Here is a 17,202-nt window from a genome sequence, read left to right on the forward strand (position 1 = left end):
ATCCTCGCCCGCCGTCTCCTCCGCCGGGGCGAGTTCACCTCCCGAGGCGACCTCATCGACAAGATCCGCGACTTCACCATCGCTTACAACGACGAAGCCCGGCCGTTTCGCTGGACATACGACGGCACCCCACTCAAGGCCACTTGACCCGCGCAGGATCAATGCGGCGCTGCACTAGTACAGATCGAACTCGGCGCGGCGCAACAACATCCTCGGTACCGGCTTCCGTCCGGCGAGGGCCGCCTGCCGGCCAGGCACAGGAAACTGACGGGCTCGGGCGCTCTGCAGGCCCGTTCTCCGTTTCACTCTCATTTCACATCGCGAGTCGGCAGACGGTCGACGGCGGGTCCGAAGACAGCGTTCCCGCAGGTCAGAGAGCCCTCTACAGGTCGTAGTACAGCTCGAACTCGTACGGTCGGGGGCTGAAAGCGATCGAAGAGAGTCGGCGGTGCACCTGAAGTTGATGGGCCAGATTATTTTGAGGTCCCAGGCTTCCGCAGGCAGACGATGCTGCAGGCGAGTTGGAGCAGGCCAAGGTGACAACTCGCTACCGCCGCCGGTGCGTGGTGGCTGACGTCGGTCCCTGGTCTCCCGGAGCTTCCGCTGCTCCGTCGCAACGGGATCCCGCGCGGCCCGAGTCCGCACTCGGCGCGATGCCCCTGAACCTGCTGGCAACCCGCAGGCAGGCTGACGGCGCCGGGATGTCTGGGCAGTCGGTGCCTCGGGGAGCAGAGGAGGTTGCAGCCTCGCGCACCTCCTGCTCCAGCATCGCGACTATGTGGCCGATCAGTGGCTACGTGAGCTCTGCGGACTCGGCGTTCGTGTACCGCTTCGGCCGTTTGCGCACCTTGGGAGTCGAGCAGCTCTTTACAAACCTTTCGGGCGGTCTCGGGCCGTCAACCGCACGGCCGTCGGCCGACTCGGTGTCACGCGAAGACGCCCTGCCCGCGCATGGGCGGGTGAGTGCGGATTGTCGGTGACAGCGAGTCAACCAACAGCGACTGACCGGTCCTTGGCGAGCCTCAGTGAACCGCCAGGTCGAAGACTGCGGTGACAGGGGCGTGGTCGGACCAGCGCTCGGCGTGGGAGGCGGCGCGTTCGACGTAGGCCTCGACGGCCTTGGCGGCCAGGCCCGGCGTGGCGACCTGGAGGTCGATGCGCCAGCCCGAGTCGTTGTCGAAGGCCCGGCCGCGGTAGGACCACCAGGAGTAGGGGCCGGTGCGGTCGGGGTGGAGGCGGCGGACGACGTCGACGTAGCCGGCTTCCTCGTAGACGCGGGTGAGCCAGGCGCGCTCCTCGGGGAGGAAGCCGGCCGACTTCTGGTTGGCCTTCCAGTTCTTGAGGTCCTCCGGACGGTGGGCGATGTTCCAGTCGCCGCAGACGACGACCTCCCGGCCCTCGGCGGCGGCTCGGGTGCGCAGCTTTCCGAGGTGCACCAGGAACTCCGCCATGAAGCGTTCCTTCTCCTCCTGGCGTTCGGTGCCGACCTCGCCGGAGGGGAGGTAGAGGCTGGCCACGGTCAGCCCCGGCAGGTCGATTTCGAGATATCTGCCCGAATTGTCGAATTCCGCCGATTCGAATCCGACCACCGTGCGCTCCGGCTCCCGCCGCGACAGCACGGCGACGCCCGCGCGGCCCTTGGCGGAGGACGGCGCCCAGGCCGCGTGCCAGCCGTCGAGGTCGCGCAGCTCGGCGGGCAGTTGCTCGGGCTCCGAGCGCACCTCCTGCAGGCAGATCACGTCCGCCTCGGTGGCCGCCAGCCACTCGACGAAGCCCTTCTTGGCCGCCGCCCGGATTCCGTTCACGTTCACACTCGTCACCACGATCACCCGGGCAGCCTACCGAGCCGGGCGTCCGACCCGCGGGTCGACGCGGTCGGGCGGCGTCCGGATGTCGGTCTGTCGTGAACGCGGCATGAATCCGCGCGACATCCGCGCCAACCGCCGTCATTGGTCTTGACCATCTCCCGAGACAGCCCCTAGGGTCACTTACTGCAAAGACCTTTAATAAAGAAGGACGGATAAAGCCCGCTCTCCCACCTGCCGCAACAGCGGACAGCGGGCCGGGTCCGCCCTCCTTTCGGCAGGGCGGACAAAGCAGGGTGGAGGCCACGGTGGGAACGACAGGGCAGCTCACGGCGGTACCGGAACCGAAGTACTGGCACCTGCGCACGGTGCTGCTCCGCGCGATCGACACCGAGTTCTCCACCGGGCAGATCCTCCCCAACGAGCGCGAGCTGTCGGCCCGCTTCGGCGTGGCCCGGGCCACCCTGCGCCAGGCGCTCGACCAACTGGAGCTGGAGGGCCGGCTGGTCCGCCGCCGGGGCATCGGCACCCTGATCGCCGCCCCCCGGGTCGGCGTGCCGGTCAACCGCCACGAGGAGGGCTGGCCCGGTACCGCCCGCAGCCAGGCGTGGCGAACGGTCGACTGCACCACCGCCCCGGCCACGCCGCAGCTCGCCAAGGGCCTCGGCATCGCCGAGGGCGCCACCGTGCACACCGTCCGCCGGGTCCGCATGCTCCAGGGCCAGAACGTGGCGACCGAGTCGCTGCACGTGCCGGCCTCCGCGCTGCCGCACCTGCCCGGCTTCCGTGCCGAGAGCGACCGCGCCCGTTCGGTGCTGCGTCAGCTGGAGCGGCTGGAGGTCGACGGCGAGTCCCGCTCGGTCGAGCTGGGCGTCGCCGAGGCCGAGCAGGCCGCCCTGCTGGAGCGCCCGCCCGGCTCGCCGGTCCTGGTGATGACCACCCAGTACGCGGCCGGCGGCCGCCTGGTCGCGCTGGCCGTCTCCACCTACCGCGCCGACACCTGCAAGCTCACCTTCGGCGAGACCGGCCTGGTCGAGGTCACTCCCGTCGCGGCCACCACCGAGGTGCGCACCGCCTCCTGAACCATCTCCCGCACACCCTCAGGCCCAGGCCCGGACACCCCACAGGTATCCGGGCCTGGGCCGTTCCAGACCCGTGCGGGGCGGACCGGGGCCTGCCCGGGGCCACCCCGGGCGGACCCGGCGTCACCCCCGGGGGACGCCGCCGGTCGGCGGGTCGACGGCGAAGAGCTGCTCCTCCACCTGGTCGAGCGCCACCCGCAGGGCGCCCATCGCGACCACTTCCGAGCCGAGTGCGGCCAGCGCCACCTCGGGCGCGCGCAGGGTGAACTGGGCGAGGCGTTCGCGCAGCGGTTCCAGCACGCCGTCGAGGCCGGCGGCCCAGCCGCCGACGACCACCAGCTGGGGGTCGATCGCCAGCACCAGGGCGGCGACGCTCTGCACCAGGCGGGTCAGGAAGCGGTCCGTCGCGATCTTCGCCACCTCGTCGCCCTCGCGGGCGAGCTTCAACACCCGGGCGACGGCCGCCTCGTCCAGCGGGTTGAGCGGCTTGCCGGTGGTGGAGAGCAGGCGCTCGGGGGTGACCTCCTGGCCGAGCAGGTGCAGCGCGCCGATCTCGCCGGCCGCGCCGCCGAAGCCGCGGTGCAGGCGGCCGTTGATGAGTGAGCCGGCGCCCGGGCTGAGGCCGGCCATGACGAACACGACGTCGTCGGCGCCGACCGCCGCCCCCTGCCAGTGCTCGGCGATGGCGGCCAGGTTGGCATCGTTCTCGATCATGACCGGGCAGCGGAACGAGCGGCGCAGCCGGGCGCCCAGGTCCAGGCCGGTCCAGCCGGGCATGGCGGTGCCGAGCTGAACGGTGCCGTCGCGGTCCACGATGCCGGGGGTGCCGACGCCGACCGCCCACAGGTTGTCCCGGGAGACGCAGGCCTTGCGCAGCACCTCGGCGACCGCCGTGCGGACGGCGCTGAGGCGCTCCTCCGCGTCCAGGGTCTCCTCGATCGGGCGGAAGTGACTGCCCACCACCTGGCCGGTCAGGTCGGCCAGGACGACCCGCAGGTCGTGCACGCCGATCTCGACGCCGAGGATGTGTCCGGCCTCGGCGCGGAAGCGGAACCAGCGGGCCGGTCTCCCGCGCCGGCCGCCGCCCGGCTGGCCGCCGTTCTGGGGCTGGTCCACCTCGGCGACCAGGCCGGTCTCGACCAGCCCCTCGATCACGCCCTCCACCGTGGGCCGGGACAGCCCGGTGTCCCCGACCAGCTGAGTGAGGGTCACCGAGTGGCCGGCCCGCAGCGCCCGAAGCGTGACCGCCGCGTTGATACGCCGCAGCAGCGAGGAGTCTCCTCCGGTGAGCCGATCCGCCAAGACGCTGCCCTTCGCCGTTCGCGCGACAGCCCTGGCGCGCGGTGCCGAGTGCGCGGTGACCACCGAATGTCCCGCGAGAGTCCGCCGCCCGGAACGCGGCACGACAGCGCTGGGCCGCCTGCACCAGACCCGGAGGGCTCGTGCCGGATGCTACCCGGGCCCCGGCCCGGCGGGCGAGCATCTCCGCAGCTCATCCAGGCTTCGGTATCGAAATGGTACGCACCGGGTGGCCGTGCGTGGTCCGGGGTTCCAGCGCGTCACGGGATGCTCCCGCGACCTCGCCGGCACCGGCGGCCGGTGCCCCGGCCGCCGCGGTCGGGCGCGCGGCCGGCCACCGGGGAACCTCTATGCTGCGGTCATGTTGAACGAGACGCGCGATGGTCGTCCGGGTGCGGTGGTGCTGTCCGACCGGGACTTCGTGCGGAGTGAGACCAGCCCCGCGCCGGTGCCCTTCGTCCCCGAGATCAGCCTGCACATGGCGGACGACGCCATCGAGCTCTGGGAGACCACCGAGTCGGTGCGGGGAGAGGTGGGACTGGCGCCGCCGTTCTGGGCCTTCGCCTGGGCGGGCGGGGTCGGCGTGGCGCGCTATGTGCTCGACCACCCCGAGGTGGTGGCCGGGCGGACGGTGCTCGATCTGGCGGCCGGGTCCGGGCTGGTGGCGATCGCGGCGGCGATGCGGGGAGCGCGTTCGGTGCGCGCCGCCGAGATCGACGCCTACGCGGTGGCGGCCATCGGCATCAACGCGGAGGCCAACGGGGTCCGGGTGGCGGCGGCGGTCGAGGACCTCCTGGACGGGGACGGCGCTCCGGCCGACGTGGTGCTGGCCGGGGACGTCTTCTACGAGCGGGCGATGGCCGCGCGGTTCCTGCCGTTCCTGGAGCGGGCCCGGGCGCGCGGCGCGGTGGTGATCGTCGGCGACCCGGGGCGGGCGTACCTGCCGCGCGGGCGCTTCACGGAGCTGGCCGCGTACCGGGTGCCGGTCGTGGCGGACCTGGAGGACGCCGCGCTCAAGACGACCACCGTCTGGGAGCTCGCCGCTCCGGCCGGCTGAGACCGGGCGAGACCGGCTGATGCCGCGTGAGAGCGGGTGCGGTGGGCCGGGGCCGGGGCCGGGGCGGTCCCGTACCGCGAAATTCCCGGCGGTCGCGCCGGGCGCCCTGGTAGACACACCGGCATGACCACCGAGATCGCGCTGCGCACCGCCACCCCCGACGAGATCCCCGCCCTGCTCGCGCTCTGGGCGCGCGCGGCCAAGGGGACCAGCATCACGGACGACGCCGACGGGGTGGCGGCCCTGCTCGGGCGCGACCCGGAGTGCCTGATCGTCGCCACCCCCGCCGACGACCCGGCGACCGTCGTCGGCACCGTGATCGCCGGCTGGGACGGCTGGCGCTGCCACCTCTACCGCCTCGCCGTCGACCCGGCGTACCGCCGCCGGGGGATCGGCGCGGCGCTGCTGGCCGCCGCGGAGGCCCGCTTCAGCGCCCTCGGGGGCCGCCGCGCCGACGCGATGGTGCTCGACGACAACGCCCGGGGACAGCGCACCTGGCAGACGGCCGGTTACGGGCCGCAGCCGCAGTGGACCCGCTGGGTCAAGGCCCTGGACGCCTGACGTCAGGCACCGGCACCCCGTCAGCTCGGGTCCGCGACACCCCGATCCGCGACACCCCGATCGGCGGCGTACCGGTTGGCGGGGCGGGCGAGGCCGAGGTGGCCGCGCAGGGTGTCCGCCGTGTAGCCGGTGCGGAAGGCGGACCGCCGCTGGAGCTCGGCGACGAGCCCGCGGGTGACGGCCACGAGGTCGTGCGGCAGCTCGCCGGGGCGCAGCCGGAAACCGTCCAGCCCGACCTCCTGCCGCTCCAGCAGCAGATCGGCGAGTTCGGAGGGCGTGCCGGTGAAGATCTCGGCGTCCGAGCGCAGCGGTGAGCCGTTCAAGTCGTCCAGGCGCTCCTTGCGCTCGGCGGCGGCGCCGGGCCGGTCGTCCAGGAACACCAGCAGGTCGGCGAAGACCCTGAGCGGGAAGTCGGCCGGCCGGCCGACCGTCGTCCTCGCCGCCGCGAGGTCGCCCAGGGCCGTGACCGAACCCTCGCGCGAGTGCGGGGTGACGAACGCCAGGTCGGCGCCCCGCGCGGCGAGTTCGTACGGGATGCCGGCGTGCGCGAGGACGGCGACCAGTGGCTGGCCCTGGGGCGGGCGCGGCGTGATGGACGGGCCGCGGACGCTGAAGTGCGCACCGCTGAAGTCGACGGGGTGCAGCCGGTCGCGGTCGATGAACCGTCCGGTGGCCGTGTCGCGGATCTCCGCGTCGTCCTCCCAGCTGTCCCAGAGCCGCCGCACCACCTCGACCGCGTCGGCGGCCTCGTCGAACAGTGGCCGCAGCCGGCGGGCGATCCCGCCGGGTACCCCGACGTCGGCGGCGGTGATCTGCGGGGTGGTGCGGCGCCCGAAGAGGGCCGCGTCGTCGGCGCGGGAGGAGAGCTGGGGCCGCCAGCCGGCCCGGCCCCGGCTGGCGAAGTCCAGCGTGGCGATGGCGGTGGAGAGGTGGAAGGGCTCGGTGTGGGTGACGTTGGTGGTGGGGACGAGCCCGATCCGGGAGGTGAGCGGTGCCACCCGGCTCGCCACCAGGACGGCGTCCAGCCGGCCGCGGACCTGGTCGGTCCGCCGGTCCGGCCCGGTGAGGTCGGCGGACTGGACGGAGAGTGAGTCCTCGAAGGTCACCAGGTCGAGCAGCCCGCGCTCCGCCTCCGCGACCAGTTCGGCCCAGTAGCCGGGGGTGAACAGCCCGCCGGGCCGGGCGCCGTCGGCGCGCCAGGCGGCGGGGTGCCAGCCGGCGCCGTCCAGGGCGACGGCGAGGTGGAGCGGGGGCCGGTGCTGCCGGGTCACGAGGTGGTCTCCTGGGTCTGTCGCCGGGGGGCCCGCAACCCGAGGTGGTCGCGGAGCGTGCTGCCGGTGTAGTCGGTGCGGTACACGCCCTTCTCCTGGAGGAGCGGCACCACCCGGTCGACCAGCTCGTCCAGCCCGCCGGGCGTGAGGTGCGGGGTGATCACGAAGCCGTCCGAACCGTCGCTCTGGACGAACTCGTCCATCGCGTCGGCGACTTCGCGGGGGGTGCCGATGAAGGTCTGCTGCCCGGTGACCTCGGCGACCAGCTCCCGGATGCTCAGTCCGCGCTCCTTCGCGAGCTCGCGCCACTTCCGGGCGGTCGCGGCCCGGTCGCCGCGGACCATCGCGTGCCCCTTGAGCAGCAGGCTCTCCGGGTCGGGTTCGACGTCCGGCAGCGGGCCGTCCGGATCGTGGTCGGAGAGGTCACGGCCCCAGATCGCCTCCAGATGGGCGATCGCCGTCGCCGGGCCGATCTGCGCCCGGCGGATGTCGGCGGCGCGCTCGTGCGCCTCCTCGGTGGTGTCGCCGAGGACGTACGACACCGCCGGCAGGATCTTCAGCTCCTCCGGTGCGCGGCCGTGGGCGGCGAGCCGGCCCTTCACGTCCCGGTAGAACTCCCGCGCCTCGTCGAGCCGGCCGTACCGGCTGAAGATCACGTCCGCGTCGGAGGCGGCGAACTCCCGGCCCTGCGGGGACTCGCCGGCCTGGATGACCACCGGGTGCCCCTGCGGCGGCCGGGGCGTGTTGAACCGCCCGGCGATGTCGAAGTGCTCTCCCCGGTGGGCGAACTCACCCGCCCCGGCCCGGACGAACCGCCCGCCGGGCTGGTCCGGCGGCAGCTCGTCGGGCGCCCAGCTGTCCCACAACTCCCGCGCCGTCCGGAGGAATTCGGCGGCCCTGGAGTAGCGGTCCGCCTCGGCGAGGAACCCGCCCCGGCGGAAGTTCTCCCCGGTGAACTCGTCCCAGCTGGTCACCACGTTCCAGGCCGCCCGGCCCTCGCTCAGGTGGTCCAGCGTCGCGAGCCGCCGTGCGACCTCGTACGGCTCGTTGAAGGTGGAGTTGACGGTCGCGGCCAGGCCGATCCGCTCGGTCACGGCCGCCAGCGCGCTCAGCACCGTGAGCGCCTCCGGCCGGCCGACCACGTCGAGCTCGTGGATCTCGCCCTTGTGCTCGCGCAGTCGCAGCCCCTCGGCGAGGAAGAAGAAGTCGAACTTACCGCGCTCGGCGGTCTGCGCGAGGTGGCGGAACGAGTCGAAGTCGATCTGGCTCCCCGCCCGGGGGTCGGACCAGACGGTGCCGCTCCCGATCCCGGGAAAGAACACGGCGAGGTGTATCTGCTTACCGGGCACGACGGTTGATCGCCTCCTGTCAGCCCCCCGGTCGAGGGTCGACCCATCCTGTGCACGGTCGGCGGCGCGGGGCAACAAGATCCACGATTTGTTCACGGACGGAAACGAACAGCCGTTCCGGTCCGGGGCGGGTGGCGTCGGTGCGCCCCGACCGGTGCGCCCCGACCGGTGCGCCCCGACCGGTGCGCCGTGACCGGGCGCCGCGAAGGAGCGGCAGGGCGGGGTGACGCCGACTCAACCTCCGTGCCCGCCAGCTGGATCGGTGGATCGGCCGTCGCGCCCGGCCGGGGTGCGGGTACCCTGGGGCGGACTTCTTCGAGTGGATCGACGAACACCGGGCAACGGGGGGACCATGGCAGGCCAAGCCGCAGGGACGGCAGTGGGGCGGCGGCGCGGCACGGCCGGTCTCGCCACCGGGGTGTTCGCGCTGCTGTTCGCGGTCGCGGGTTGTTCGAGCACCGGGACGGCCGCGGCACCGTCGGTACGGCCCACGGCCCCGGCCACGGCGACGTCCACCGCCTCCTCGTCGCCCACCGTCCCGGTGCCGCCCGTACCGCAGCCGACGTCGCCGGGCGTCGTGCCGTCCGCCTCGGCCGCCGGGACGCCGTCGGAGCCGGCCGCGGCGGACGCCGTGATCTACGGATGCGAGGGCAAGCCGCTCACCGCGCCCACGTCCTTCAGCCTCGCGTGCAGCAAGGGCGCGGCGCTGCTGTCGGGGCTGGTCTGGACGGGCTGGGGCGGGTTGAGCCCCACCGCCACGGGCCGGCTGTGGGAGGGGAACGCGGCCGGCGGCCTCGCCGCGCCCGCTGCCACGGTGACACTCGGCGGACTGAGCGGCGGTGAGTACACGACGCTGCGGATCAACGCCCCCAAGGCCGAGCGGCCCAACCTCGAATTCACCCTCGGCCGGTCCGGTCCCGCGGCGAAGGGCTGACGGCGGGAACCGCGGGCCCACCGCGCCGCACTGCGGCCGACACCACGCCGCCCCCGGGGAGCACCCGGGCACACCGGGGAGTACACCGGGGGCGCAGCGTCATGGCGCGGGCGGGCGGCCCGGTCGGTCCCGGGGTCGCCCGCCCGCGTTCGAGGCGCCAGGAGCTAGGACACCGCCTGGCCGGCGACCGGCTCATGGGTCCGGGCGAAGGCCCGGGCGTCCCAGGTGCCGCCCAGCTCCGGTGCCAGCGAGGCGGCGGCCAGGGCGGCGAAGTCCGCGGCGGCGCCCGCGCGTTCCGGCAGGGCGCCGAGCAGGGGCGCACCCGCCGACCGCGGCAGGTCGGCGAGGTTGCAGCGCTCGGCGAGCCCGGGCAGCTGCGGCCAGGAGCCGACGACCACCCCGGCCAGCGGCAGCTCGCGGGCCCGGAGCGCCTCCGCCGTGAGCGAGACGATGTTGAGCGTGCCCAGCCCAGCCGAGGCCACCAGCAGCACCTCCGCCGCCAGCCCGGCCCCGATCACCGCCCGGGCCTGGTCCGCCAGGGTCCGGCCCTCGTCGTCGAAGTGCACCAGCAGCCCGCCGGCGCCCTCGACCAGGACCAGGTCGTGCGTCGCGGCCAGCTCGGTGACCGCGGTCACCACCTCGGCGGGCGACACCGGGGGCAGCCCGGCCCGCCGCGCCGCCGTGTTCGGTGCCAGCGGCTCCGGGTAGCGGGCCAGTTCACGCGTGGTGAGCGCGCCCGCCAGCCGCCGGACGTCGTCGACGTCGCCCGGCTCACCGGCGGCCAGGCCGGTCTGCCCCGGCTTCAGCACCGCGACCCGTGAGCCGGCGCGCAGTGCCGCCGAGGCGACGGCCGCCGTGGCGACGGTCTTGCCGACCTCGGTGTTGGTGCCCGTGACGAAGAGGATCCGCGCGCTCATCCGGCCACCGCCGCCGCCGTCACGGCCGCGGCGATCCGCGCCACGTCCTCGTCCTGCGTCACGTACGGCGGCATCGTGTAGAGGAGGTCCCGGAAGGGCCGCAGCCAGACGCCCTCCCGCGCGGCCGCCTCGGTGGCCGCCCCGACGTCCACCGGGTGGTCGAGCTGCACGACGCCGATGGCGCCCTGCACCCGCACGTCCCGGACCCCGGGCAGCTCGGCGGCGCCCGCCAGACCGTCCCGCAGGCCACCCTCGATCCGCTTCACCTCGACCTGCCAGTCCTGGCCGAGCAGCAGGTCGATCGACGCGTTGGCGACGGCCGCGGCCAGCGGGTTGCCCATGAACGTCGGCCCGTGCGCCAGCACCGGCATTTCGCCCCGGCTGATCCCGTCCGCGACCTCGGCGGTGCAGAGCGTGGCCGCCATGGTGAGGTAGCCGCCGGTCATCGCCTTCCCCAGGCACATCACGTCCGGCGAGACGCCCGCGTGGTCGGCCGCGAACAGCGCGCCGCTGCGCCCGAACCCGGTGGCGATCTCGTCGAACACGAGCAGCACCCCGTGCCGGTCGCAGAGCTCGCGCAGCATCCGCAGGTAGGCGGGGGAGTGGAACCGCATCCCGCCCGCGCCCTGCACCACCGGCTCGACGATGACGGCGGCCAGTTCGTCCGCGTGGCGTTCCACCAGCGCGGCGAAGTCCGCGGCGTAACCGGCGGCCAGCGGCGCGTCGAAGCCGGCCGGCGGCTGCGGCGCGAAGAGCTGGCCGGGCAGCACGCCGCCCCAGAGGTGGTGCATGCCGCCCTGCGGGTCGCAGACCGACATCGGGTGGAAGGTGTCCCCGTGGTAGCCGCCGCGCCAGGTGAGCAGCCGTCGCTTGGCGGGCCGGCCGACGGACTGCCAGTACTGCAGGCACATCTTCATCGCGACCTCGACCGCCACCGAGCCGGAGTCGGCCAGGAAGACGTGCCGCAGCGGCTCCGGGGTGATCTCCACCAGCCGGGCGGCCAGCCGGACGGCGGGCTCGTGGGTGAGCCCGCCGAACATCACGTGACTCATCCGGCCCAGCTGGTCCCGCACCGCCTCGTCCAGCACCGGGTGCCCGTAGCCGTGGATCGCCGCCCACCAGGACGACATTCCGTCGATCAGCTCGCGTCGGCCCGCGACGGGCTCGGCGAGCCGCAGCCGCACCCCGGACGCCGATTCGACGACGTAGGGGGTGACGGTGCCGGGCATCGGACCGTACGGGTGCCAGACGTGCGCCCGGTCGAGGGCGAGGAGGGTGTCATGGGGCAGCTGAGCCATGGTGAGTCTTTCGCTGGGAACGGTCAGGCGTTGGGTGCCAGCTCGGTACCGGCGCCGCGCCGCCGGACCCGGACGAGGTCGCTGCGCAGCCCGCCGTCGGCGTTCGCCCCGGCGGCGTCCTCCTCGGCCTCGGTGACCGCCGCGGCCACCGTCTCCTCGACGGCCGGCGCGGCGTGCCCGCCGCACGGTCCGCAGCCGCCGCTCGTGCCGCACGCGCTGCCCTCGGCGGCCGCCGCCACGTCGGCCCGGTGCCGGGGCAGGGTGGCCTCGCCGGCCCCCTCCACATCGAAGCCCGCGTCCTTGATCATGTCGAGGTCGGCCTGGCCGGCCTGGCCCTCACTGGTCAGGTAGTCGCCGAGGAAGATCGAGTTGGCGATGTGCAGGCCCAGCGGCTGCAGCGAGCGCAGGTGGACCTCGCGCCCGCCCGCGATCCGCACCTCGACGTCGGGGCAGACGAAGCGGACCATCGCCAGGATCCGCAGGCAGCGCTGCGGGGTGAGGTTCCACTCCTTGGCCAGCGGGGTGCCCTCGAACGGGATGAGGAAGTTGACCGGCACCGAGTCCGAGCCCAGCTCGCGCAGCGCGTAGACCACGTCCACCAGGTCCCCGTCGCTCTCGCCCATGCCCGCGATCAGGCCGGAGCAGGCGGACAGGCCGGCGCCGTGCGCCTTCTGCACGGTGTCCACCCGGTCCGCGTAGGTGTGGGTGGTGGTGATGTCGCCGTAGGTGCCCTCGGAGGTGTTGAGGTTGTGGTTGTACGCGTCGGCGCCGGCCGCCTTCAGCCGCTCGGCCTGGTTGTCGGAGAGCAGGCCCAGGCAGGCGCAGATCTCGACGGCCGGGTCGGCGTCCTTGATGGCCGAGATGGTGTCGGCCACCCGCTCGACGTCACGGTCCGTCGGGCCGCGTCCGCTGGCCACCAGGCAGACCCGCTTGGCACCGCCGGCGACGCCCGCCTTGGCCGCCTCGGCGGCCTGGTCCGGCTTCAGCCAGGTGTACTTGAGGATCTCGGCCTTGGAGCCCAGCCGCTGCGAACAGTACGAGCAGTCCTCCGGGCAGAGCCCGCTCTTCAGGTTCACCAGGTAGTTGAGCTTGACCCGGCGGCCGAACCACTGCCGGCGCACCCGCCCGGCGGCCGCGACCACGTCCAGCAGCTCGTCGTCGGTGGTGGCGAGGACGGCCAGGGCCTCCTCGCGGGTGGGGATTTCCCCGCGCAGGCCCTTGGCGGTGAGGGTATCGAGCAGATCCATGGGGCTGATCCTGCCTGCTGGCCGTCGGGCGACGCCAGAGGAAACCCACCAGAAGATCCCCGGGAGGATGTGCGAGTTGTCACAGTGTCGCAGCTCACGGTAGTGGTGCAGGTCACGTCGCCGCCGACGGCGGTTACCGATCGGTAGGGCGAGTGATCGTCAACGGCCCGCCCCCGTGATCTGCGCCACCCGCGCACTGCTTAGAATCTGCACCATGACCACGCAGGGGGAGCGCACCCCGTCATCGGGTGACCAGGAACAGCACGCCGTCGGCCGGCCGGCCGGGGCCTACCGGGGGCCGGCCGGGAGAATCGGCGCCCGCCGGGTCGTGAGCTGGGTCGTGGTGGTGGGCGTGGTGGCCGCCGGCGGCTGGATCATCACCCGTCCGACGCCCGGCGACTGGATACCCGGCCTCGGCCCGGCCAGCAAGGACGCCTCCAGCACCCCGCCCGTGGTCGGCAGCCCGCCGCCGCGCGCCGCGACCGACCCCGAGGGCCTCAACGTCGACACCCTCTTCCCCGCGCAGCGGCTGATCGAGGTCGGCGGCTACAAGGGCAGGCGCTCCGGCGTCCGGCAGGGCGAGAACTGCTCGGAGACCCTCCAGGACCGCACCCAGGACCTGCTGCGCGACAGCGGCTGCCAGGCCTACCTCGCCGTCAGCTTCGCCGGCCAGGACAAGCCGGTGCTCTCCAGCGTCACCCTGCTGCGGTTCCCCGACCAGGCCGCGGCCGCGCGGGCCGCCGAGGCCCTGCGGGCCAAGCCGGGCGCGCTCGCCTTCATCCTCCAGGACGCCTCCGCCGCCCCCGCCCAGCCCGCCGGCACCGCCGCCAGGCCCGGCTCCGAGCAGCGCGTCGAGGAGGTCGGCCACTACGTGACGGTCACCAGCTCGCGGCCGGTCGAGCCGCACAGCGCCCCGCCCACCGCTCCGGTCGTCTCCACCCCGGCCGGCGTCCCGATCACCGCGGCGCCCGTCGCCGAGCAGGCGCTCGACGAGGCCACCCGGGCGATCTCCTACTCGGCCGGCGCGCCCTTCGTCTGGATGTGACGCGGCGGCGGGGCCCACCCCGGGTGGGCCCCGCCGCCGGTCGCCCGTCCGGGCCGGGTGCTCAGCCGTCCAGCCGGTCCACCGCGGTGACCCGCAGGACCGCCCGGCCCTCCTCGTCGGAGCCGTACAGGTCGACCTCGGCGCTGATGCCCCAGTCGTGGTCGCCGGCCGGGTCGTCGAAGATCTGCCGGACCTTCCAGGAGGAGTCCTCCTCCTCGATCAGCAGCATCTTCGGACCGCGCGCGTCCGGGCCGGTCCCGAGGTCGTCGTACTCCTCCCAGTACCCGTCCATCGCGTCCGCCCAGCGGTCCGCGTTCCAGCCGTACTCGCCGTCCAGCTCGCCGAGGGCGTCGTAGTGCTCCAGCGCGGCCAGCTCGACCCGGCGGAACAGCTCGTTGCGCACCAGCACCCGGAACGCCCGCGCGTTGGCCGTCACCGGCGCCGGCTTGTCGTCCAGCGTGACCTCGGGGGCCTGCGGGTCGGTCGGGTTGGCCAGCTGCTCCCACTCGTCCAGCAGGCTGGAGTCGACCTGGCGGACCAGTTCGCCGAGCCAGGCGATGACGTCCTTGAGGTCGTCGGTCTTGATGTCGTCGGGGACGGTCTGCTCCAGGGCCTTGAAGGCACCGGCCAGGTAGCGCAGCACGATGCCCTCGGTGCGCGCCAGGTCGTAGTGGCCGACGTAGTCCGTGAAGGTCATCGCCCGCTCGTACAGGTCGCGGACCACGGACTTCGGCCGCAGCTCGTGGTCGCCGATCCACGGGTGCGCCCGGCGGTACACCTCGTAGGCGTGGGTGAGCAGCTCCTCCAGCGGCTTCGGGTAGGTGATCTCCTGGAGCCGCTCCATCCGCTCCTCGTACTCGATGCCGTCGCGCTTCATCTCGCCGATGGCCTCGCCGCGCGCCTTGTTCTGCTGCGAGGCGAGGATCTGGCGCGGGTCGTCGAGGGTGGCCTCGACCACCGAGACGACGTCCATCGCGTACGAGGGCGAGGCCGGGTCGAGCAGCTCGAAGGCGGCCAGCGCGAAGGTGGAGAGCGGCTGGTTGAGCGCGAAGTTCTCCTGGAGGTCGAGGGTGAGCCGGACGATCCGGCCCTCGGCGTCCGGCTCCGGCAGCCGCTCGACCACGCCGCCCTGCAGCAGCGAGCGGTAGATCGCGATCGTGGTGCGGATGTGCCGGCGCTGCGCGCCGCGCTCCTCGTGGTTGTCGGTGAGCAGCTTGCGCATCGCCTCGAAGGCGTTGCCGGGCCGGCCGATCACCGACAGCAGCATCGCGTGGCTCACCTTGAAACGGGAGACCAGCGGCTCGGGGTCGGCGGCGATCAGCCGTTCGAAGGTCTCCTCGGACCAGCCGACGAAGCCCTCCGGCGCCTTCTTGCGGACGATCTTGCGCTTCTTCTTCGGATCGTCGCCCGCCTTGGCGACGGCCTTGTCGTTCTCGATCACGTGCTCGGGCGCCTGGGCGACGACCTGCCCGACGGTGTCGAACCCGGCCCGCCCGGCCCGGCCGGCGATCTGGTGGAACTCCCGGGCGCGCAGCACCCGCACCCGCACCCCGTCGTACTTGGAGAGCGCGGTGAACAGCACCGTGCGGATCGGCACGTTGACGCCGACGCCGAGCGTGTCGGTGCCGCAGATGACCTTCAACAGCCCCGCCTGGGCGAGCCGTTCGACCAGTCGGCGGTACTTGGGCAGCATGCCCGCGTGGTGCACGCCGATCCCGTGCCGCACGAAGCGGGACAGGTTGCGGCCGAACTTGGTGGTGAATCGGAAGTTGCCGATGAGGTCGGCGATGGCGTCCTTCTCCGCCTTCGAGCACATGTTGATGCTCATCAGCGACTGCGCCCGCTCGACGGCCTCCTTCTGCGTGAAGTGCACGACGTAGACCGGGGCCTGACCGGTCTTCAGCAGCTCTTCCAGGGTGTCGTGCATGGTGGTGCGGCGGTACTCGTAGAAGAGCGGGACGGGCCGGGTCGCCGAGCGGACCACCGTGGTCGGCCGCCCGGTGCGGCGGGTCAGGTCCTCCTCGAAGCGGCGGACGTCACCGAGCGTCGCGGACATCAGCAGGAACTGCACCTGCGGGAGTTCGAGGATCGGGATCTGCCAGGCCCAGCCGCGGTCCGGCTCCGCGTAGAAGTGGAACTCGTCCATGACGACCTGACCGACGTCGGCCCGGGCGCCGTCCCGCAGCGCGATCTGCGCCAGCACCTCGGCGGTGCAGCAGATGATCGGCGCGGTCGGGTTGACGCTCGCGTCGCCGGTCATCATGCCGACCTGCTCGGTGCCGAACATCTTGCAGAGGTCGAAGAACTTCTCCGAGACCAGGGCCTTGATCGGCGCGGTGTAGAAGGTCCGCTTGCCCTCCGCCAGCGCCGCGAAGTGCGCGCCGGCCGCCACCAGGCTCTTGCCCGAACCGGTCGGCGTCGCGAGGATGACGTTGTTCCCCGACACCAGCTCGATCAGGGCCTCCTCCTGCGCCGGGTACAGCGTGATCCCGCGCTCCTGCGCCCAGGCGGCGAACGTCTCGTACAGTGCGTCGGGAGTGGCGGGCTTCGGCATCAGATCAAGGAGGGTCACCCGGCTATCTTGCCTGCTCGCGTCCACCCCCGGCAAAGCCCGGGGCCGGTCACCTGCCGGGAACGGCGGGCGGGGCGCTCACCCGTACCCCGGTACGGCAGCCCTCGGCGTCGATCGCGGCCGAGGCGAGACGCCGAGCCAGGTCGACGTGGGCCGCCCGGACCTCCGGGCTGTAGCCGTCACCGGACACCGGACCACCGCTGACCAGCACCTGGCGGACCGGTCGGCTGCTCGTTCCCTCGCCGGTGCACCGGTAGACCAGCTGGACGTTGGCGTCGTCGGTGATGACGGCCGCGGTCCCGGGGCCGAAGTCGAGCGGCCGGGGACGGTTCGGGCGGGTCGGGTCGGCGGCCAGGTGCTGGACGTAGGTGAGTGCCCCCTCGTCCTGCGGCTGGATCGACAGGTGGAGGAGGGGATTGCCCTTCTGCCCGTTCCACAGGACGGCGCACGAGGCCGCCTTCCCGTTGGAGAGGACCCCGGACTCGTCGGCGGTGGCCTCTCCGTCCGCCCCTGCCAGCGGCGCGAGATCGGCCCGGGTGACCGTCGACCAGCAGGCACGGTCGGGCAGCTCCGCCGACTGCCAGGGCTTCCAGGCCCACAGTGTCACCCCGACCACGGCCACGAGCGGCAGCGCGACGACGGCCAGCTGTCGCCGCCGGCGGGCCTGGCGGGCCTCTGCCTCGGCCATGGCCGCCTGGGCGGTGCCGGGACTGGGCGGGACTTCGGTCTCTTCGGTCATCAGGACTCCGCAGCGCTGTCGTCGGT

General features: G+C 73.4%; 14 protein-coding genes. 5 read left to right on the plus strand and 9 right to left on the minus strand.

The genetic code is table 11. The annotated features are described in order from the left end of the window. Positions 1 to 1,022 precede the first annotated feature (1,022 nt). Positions 1,023 to 1,829, minus strand: a complete 807-nt coding sequence (locus tag AB0J08_RS28780) for an exodeoxyribonuclease III (protein WP_360640573.1) — start codon at positions 1,827 to 1,829, stop codon at positions 1,023 to 1,025. A gap of 284 nt (positions 1,830 to 2,113) precedes the next feature. On the opposite strand from AB0J08_RS28780, the gene AB0J08_RS28785 reads away from it, so the two are divergent. Continuing rightward, positions 2,114 to 2,887: a GntR family transcriptional regulator gene (locus tag AB0J08_RS28785; protein ID WP_360640577.1), complete on the plus strand. Its 774-nt coding sequence runs from the start codon at positions 2,114 to 2,116 to the stop codon at positions 2,885 to 2,887. 123 nt (positions 2,888 to 3,010) lie between these two features. Here AB0J08_RS28785 and AB0J08_RS28790 read toward each other — a convergent pair whose 3' ends face one another. Then, positions 3,011 to 4,189, minus strand: a complete 1,179-nt coding sequence (locus AB0J08_RS28790) for an ROK family protein (protein WP_360640579.1) — start codon at positions 4,187 to 4,189, stop codon at positions 3,011 to 3,013. A 358-nt stretch (positions 4,190 to 4,547) separates the two neighbouring features. On the opposite strand from AB0J08_RS28790, the gene AB0J08_RS28795 reads away from it, so the two are divergent. Then, positions 4,548 to 5,243 (plus strand): 50S ribosomal protein L11 methyltransferase, encoded by a 696-nt coding sequence (locus AB0J08_RS28795; RefSeq protein ID WP_360640581.1) that lies wholly within the window; start codon positions 4,548 to 4,550, stop codon positions 5,241 to 5,243. A 123-nt stretch (positions 5,244 to 5,366) separates the two neighbouring features. Further along, positions 5,367 to 5,804 (plus strand): GNAT family N-acetyltransferase, encoded by a 438-nt coding sequence (locus tag AB0J08_RS28800; RefSeq protein ID WP_360640583.1) that lies wholly within the window; start codon positions 5,367 to 5,369, stop codon positions 5,802 to 5,804. A 20-nt stretch (positions 5,805 to 5,824) separates the two neighbouring features. Here the strand turns inward: AB0J08_RS28800 and AB0J08_RS28805 are convergent, their stop codons facing one another. Both AB0J08_RS28805 and AB0J08_RS28810 read right to left on the minus strand, forming a co-directional pair. Continuing rightward, positions 5,825 to 7,075, minus strand: a complete 1,251-nt coding sequence (locus AB0J08_RS28805) for an LLM class flavin-dependent oxidoreductase (protein ID WP_360640585.1) — start codon at positions 7,073 to 7,075, stop codon at positions 5,825 to 5,827. Further along, positions 7,072 to 8,424, minus strand: coding sequence for an NtaA/DmoA family FMN-dependent monooxygenase (locus AB0J08_RS28810; protein ID WP_360640587.1), 1,353 nt, complete (start codon positions 8,422 to 8,424; stop codon positions 7,072 to 7,074). The genes AB0J08_RS28805 and AB0J08_RS28810 overlap by 4 nt, the downstream gene beginning before the upstream one ends. Before the next feature lie 352 nt (positions 8,425 to 8,776). On the opposite strand from AB0J08_RS28810, the gene AB0J08_RS28815 reads away from it, so the two are divergent. Continuing rightward, a complete protein-coding gene (locus tag AB0J08_RS28815) occupies positions 8,777 to 9,358 on the plus strand; it encodes a hypothetical protein (RefSeq protein WP_360640589.1) in 582 nt (193 codons plus the stop codon). Between the two features lie 164 nt (positions 9,359 to 9,522). Here AB0J08_RS28815 and bioD read toward each other — a convergent pair whose 3' ends face one another. The 3 genes from bioD to bioB are packed head-to-tail and all read right to left on the minus strand — an operon-like array spanning position 9,523 to position 12,820. Further along, positions 9,523 to 10,275: a dethiobiotin synthase gene (gene bioD, locus AB0J08_RS28820; protein ID WP_360640591.1), complete on the minus strand. Its 753-nt coding sequence runs from the start codon at positions 10,273 to 10,275 to the stop codon at positions 9,523 to 9,525. Continuing rightward, a complete protein-coding gene (locus AB0J08_RS28825; RefSeq protein WP_360640593.1) occupies positions 10,272 to 11,573 on the minus strand; it encodes an adenosylmethionine--8-amino-7-oxononanoate transaminase in 1,302 nt (433 codons plus the stop codon). The genes bioD and AB0J08_RS28825 overlap by 4 nt, the downstream gene beginning before the upstream one ends. A 23-nt stretch (positions 11,574 to 11,596) precedes the next feature. Further along, the gene (bioB, locus tag AB0J08_RS28830; protein WP_360640595.1) at positions 11,597 to 12,820 is read right to left on the minus strand and encodes a biotin synthase BioB; all 1,224 of its coding nucleotides are present in this window, start codon (positions 12,818 to 12,820) and stop codon (positions 11,597 to 11,599) included. Positions 12,821 to 13,034: 214 nt separating this feature from the next. On the opposite strand from bioB, the gene AB0J08_RS28835 reads away from it, so the two are divergent. After that, positions 13,035 to 13,865 (plus strand): hypothetical protein, encoded by an 831-nt coding sequence (locus AB0J08_RS28835; RefSeq protein WP_360640597.1) that lies wholly within the window; start codon positions 13,035 to 13,037, stop codon positions 13,863 to 13,865. Between the two features lie 61 nt (positions 13,866 to 13,926). Here the strand turns inward: AB0J08_RS28835 and AB0J08_RS28840 are convergent, their stop codons facing one another. Beyond that, positions 13,927 to 16,419 (minus strand): DUF3516 domain-containing protein, encoded by a 2,493-nt coding sequence (locus tag AB0J08_RS28840; protein WP_360640678.1) that lies wholly within the window; start codon positions 16,417 to 16,419, stop codon positions 13,927 to 13,929. Positions 16,420 to 16,486: 67 nt separating this feature from the next. Next, on the minus strand, positions 16,487 to 17,176 hold the full coding sequence (locus AB0J08_RS28845) for a hypothetical protein (protein WP_360640599.1): 690 nt from the start codon (positions 17,174 to 17,176) through the stop codon (positions 16,487 to 16,489). Positions 17,177 to 17,202: the final 26 nt, after the last annotated feature.

It is taken from the genome of Kitasatospora sp. NPDC050463 (assembly GCF_040655255.1).
Classification (GTDB): Bacteria; Actinomycetota; Actinomycetes; order Streptomycetales; family Streptomycetaceae; genus Kitasatospora.

Excerpts from the sequence above, each read along its gene's own strand:
- AB0J08_RS28795 (WP_360640581.1), top strand. The coding sequence starts at position 4,548 with ATGTTGAACGAGACGCGCGATGGTCGTCCGGGTGCGGTGGTGCTGTCC.
- AB0J08_RS28800 (WP_360640583.1), top strand. The coding sequence starts at position 5,367 with ATGACCACCGAGATCGCGCTGCGCACCGCCACCCCCGACGAGATCCCC.
- AB0J08_RS28815 (WP_360640589.1), top strand. The coding sequence starts at position 8,777 with ATGGCAGGCCAAGCCGCAGGGACGGCAGTGGGGCGGCGGCGCGGCACG.
- bioD (WP_360640591.1), bottom strand. The coding sequence starts at position 10,275 with ATGAGCGCGCGGATCCTCTTCGTCACGGGCACCAACACCGAGGTCGGC.
- AB0J08_RS28825 (WP_360640593.1), bottom strand. The coding sequence starts at position 11,573 with ATGGCTCAGCTGCCCCATGACACCCTCCTCGCCCTCGACCGGGCGCAC.
- bioB (WP_360640595.1), bottom strand. The coding sequence starts at position 12,820 with ATGGATCTGCTCGATACCCTCACCGCCAAGGGCCTGCGCGGGGAAATC.
- AB0J08_RS28835 (WP_360640597.1), top strand. The coding sequence starts at position 13,035 with ATGACCACGCAGGGGGAGCGCACCCCGTCATCGGGTGACCAGGAACAG.
- AB0J08_RS28840 (WP_360640678.1), bottom strand. The coding sequence starts at position 16,419 with ATGCCGAAGCCCGCCACTCCCGACGCACTGTACGAGACGTTCGCCGCC.
- AB0J08_RS28845 (WP_360640599.1), bottom strand. The coding sequence starts at position 17,176 with ATGACCGAAGAGACCGAAGTCCCGCCCAGTCCCGGCACCGCCCAGGCG.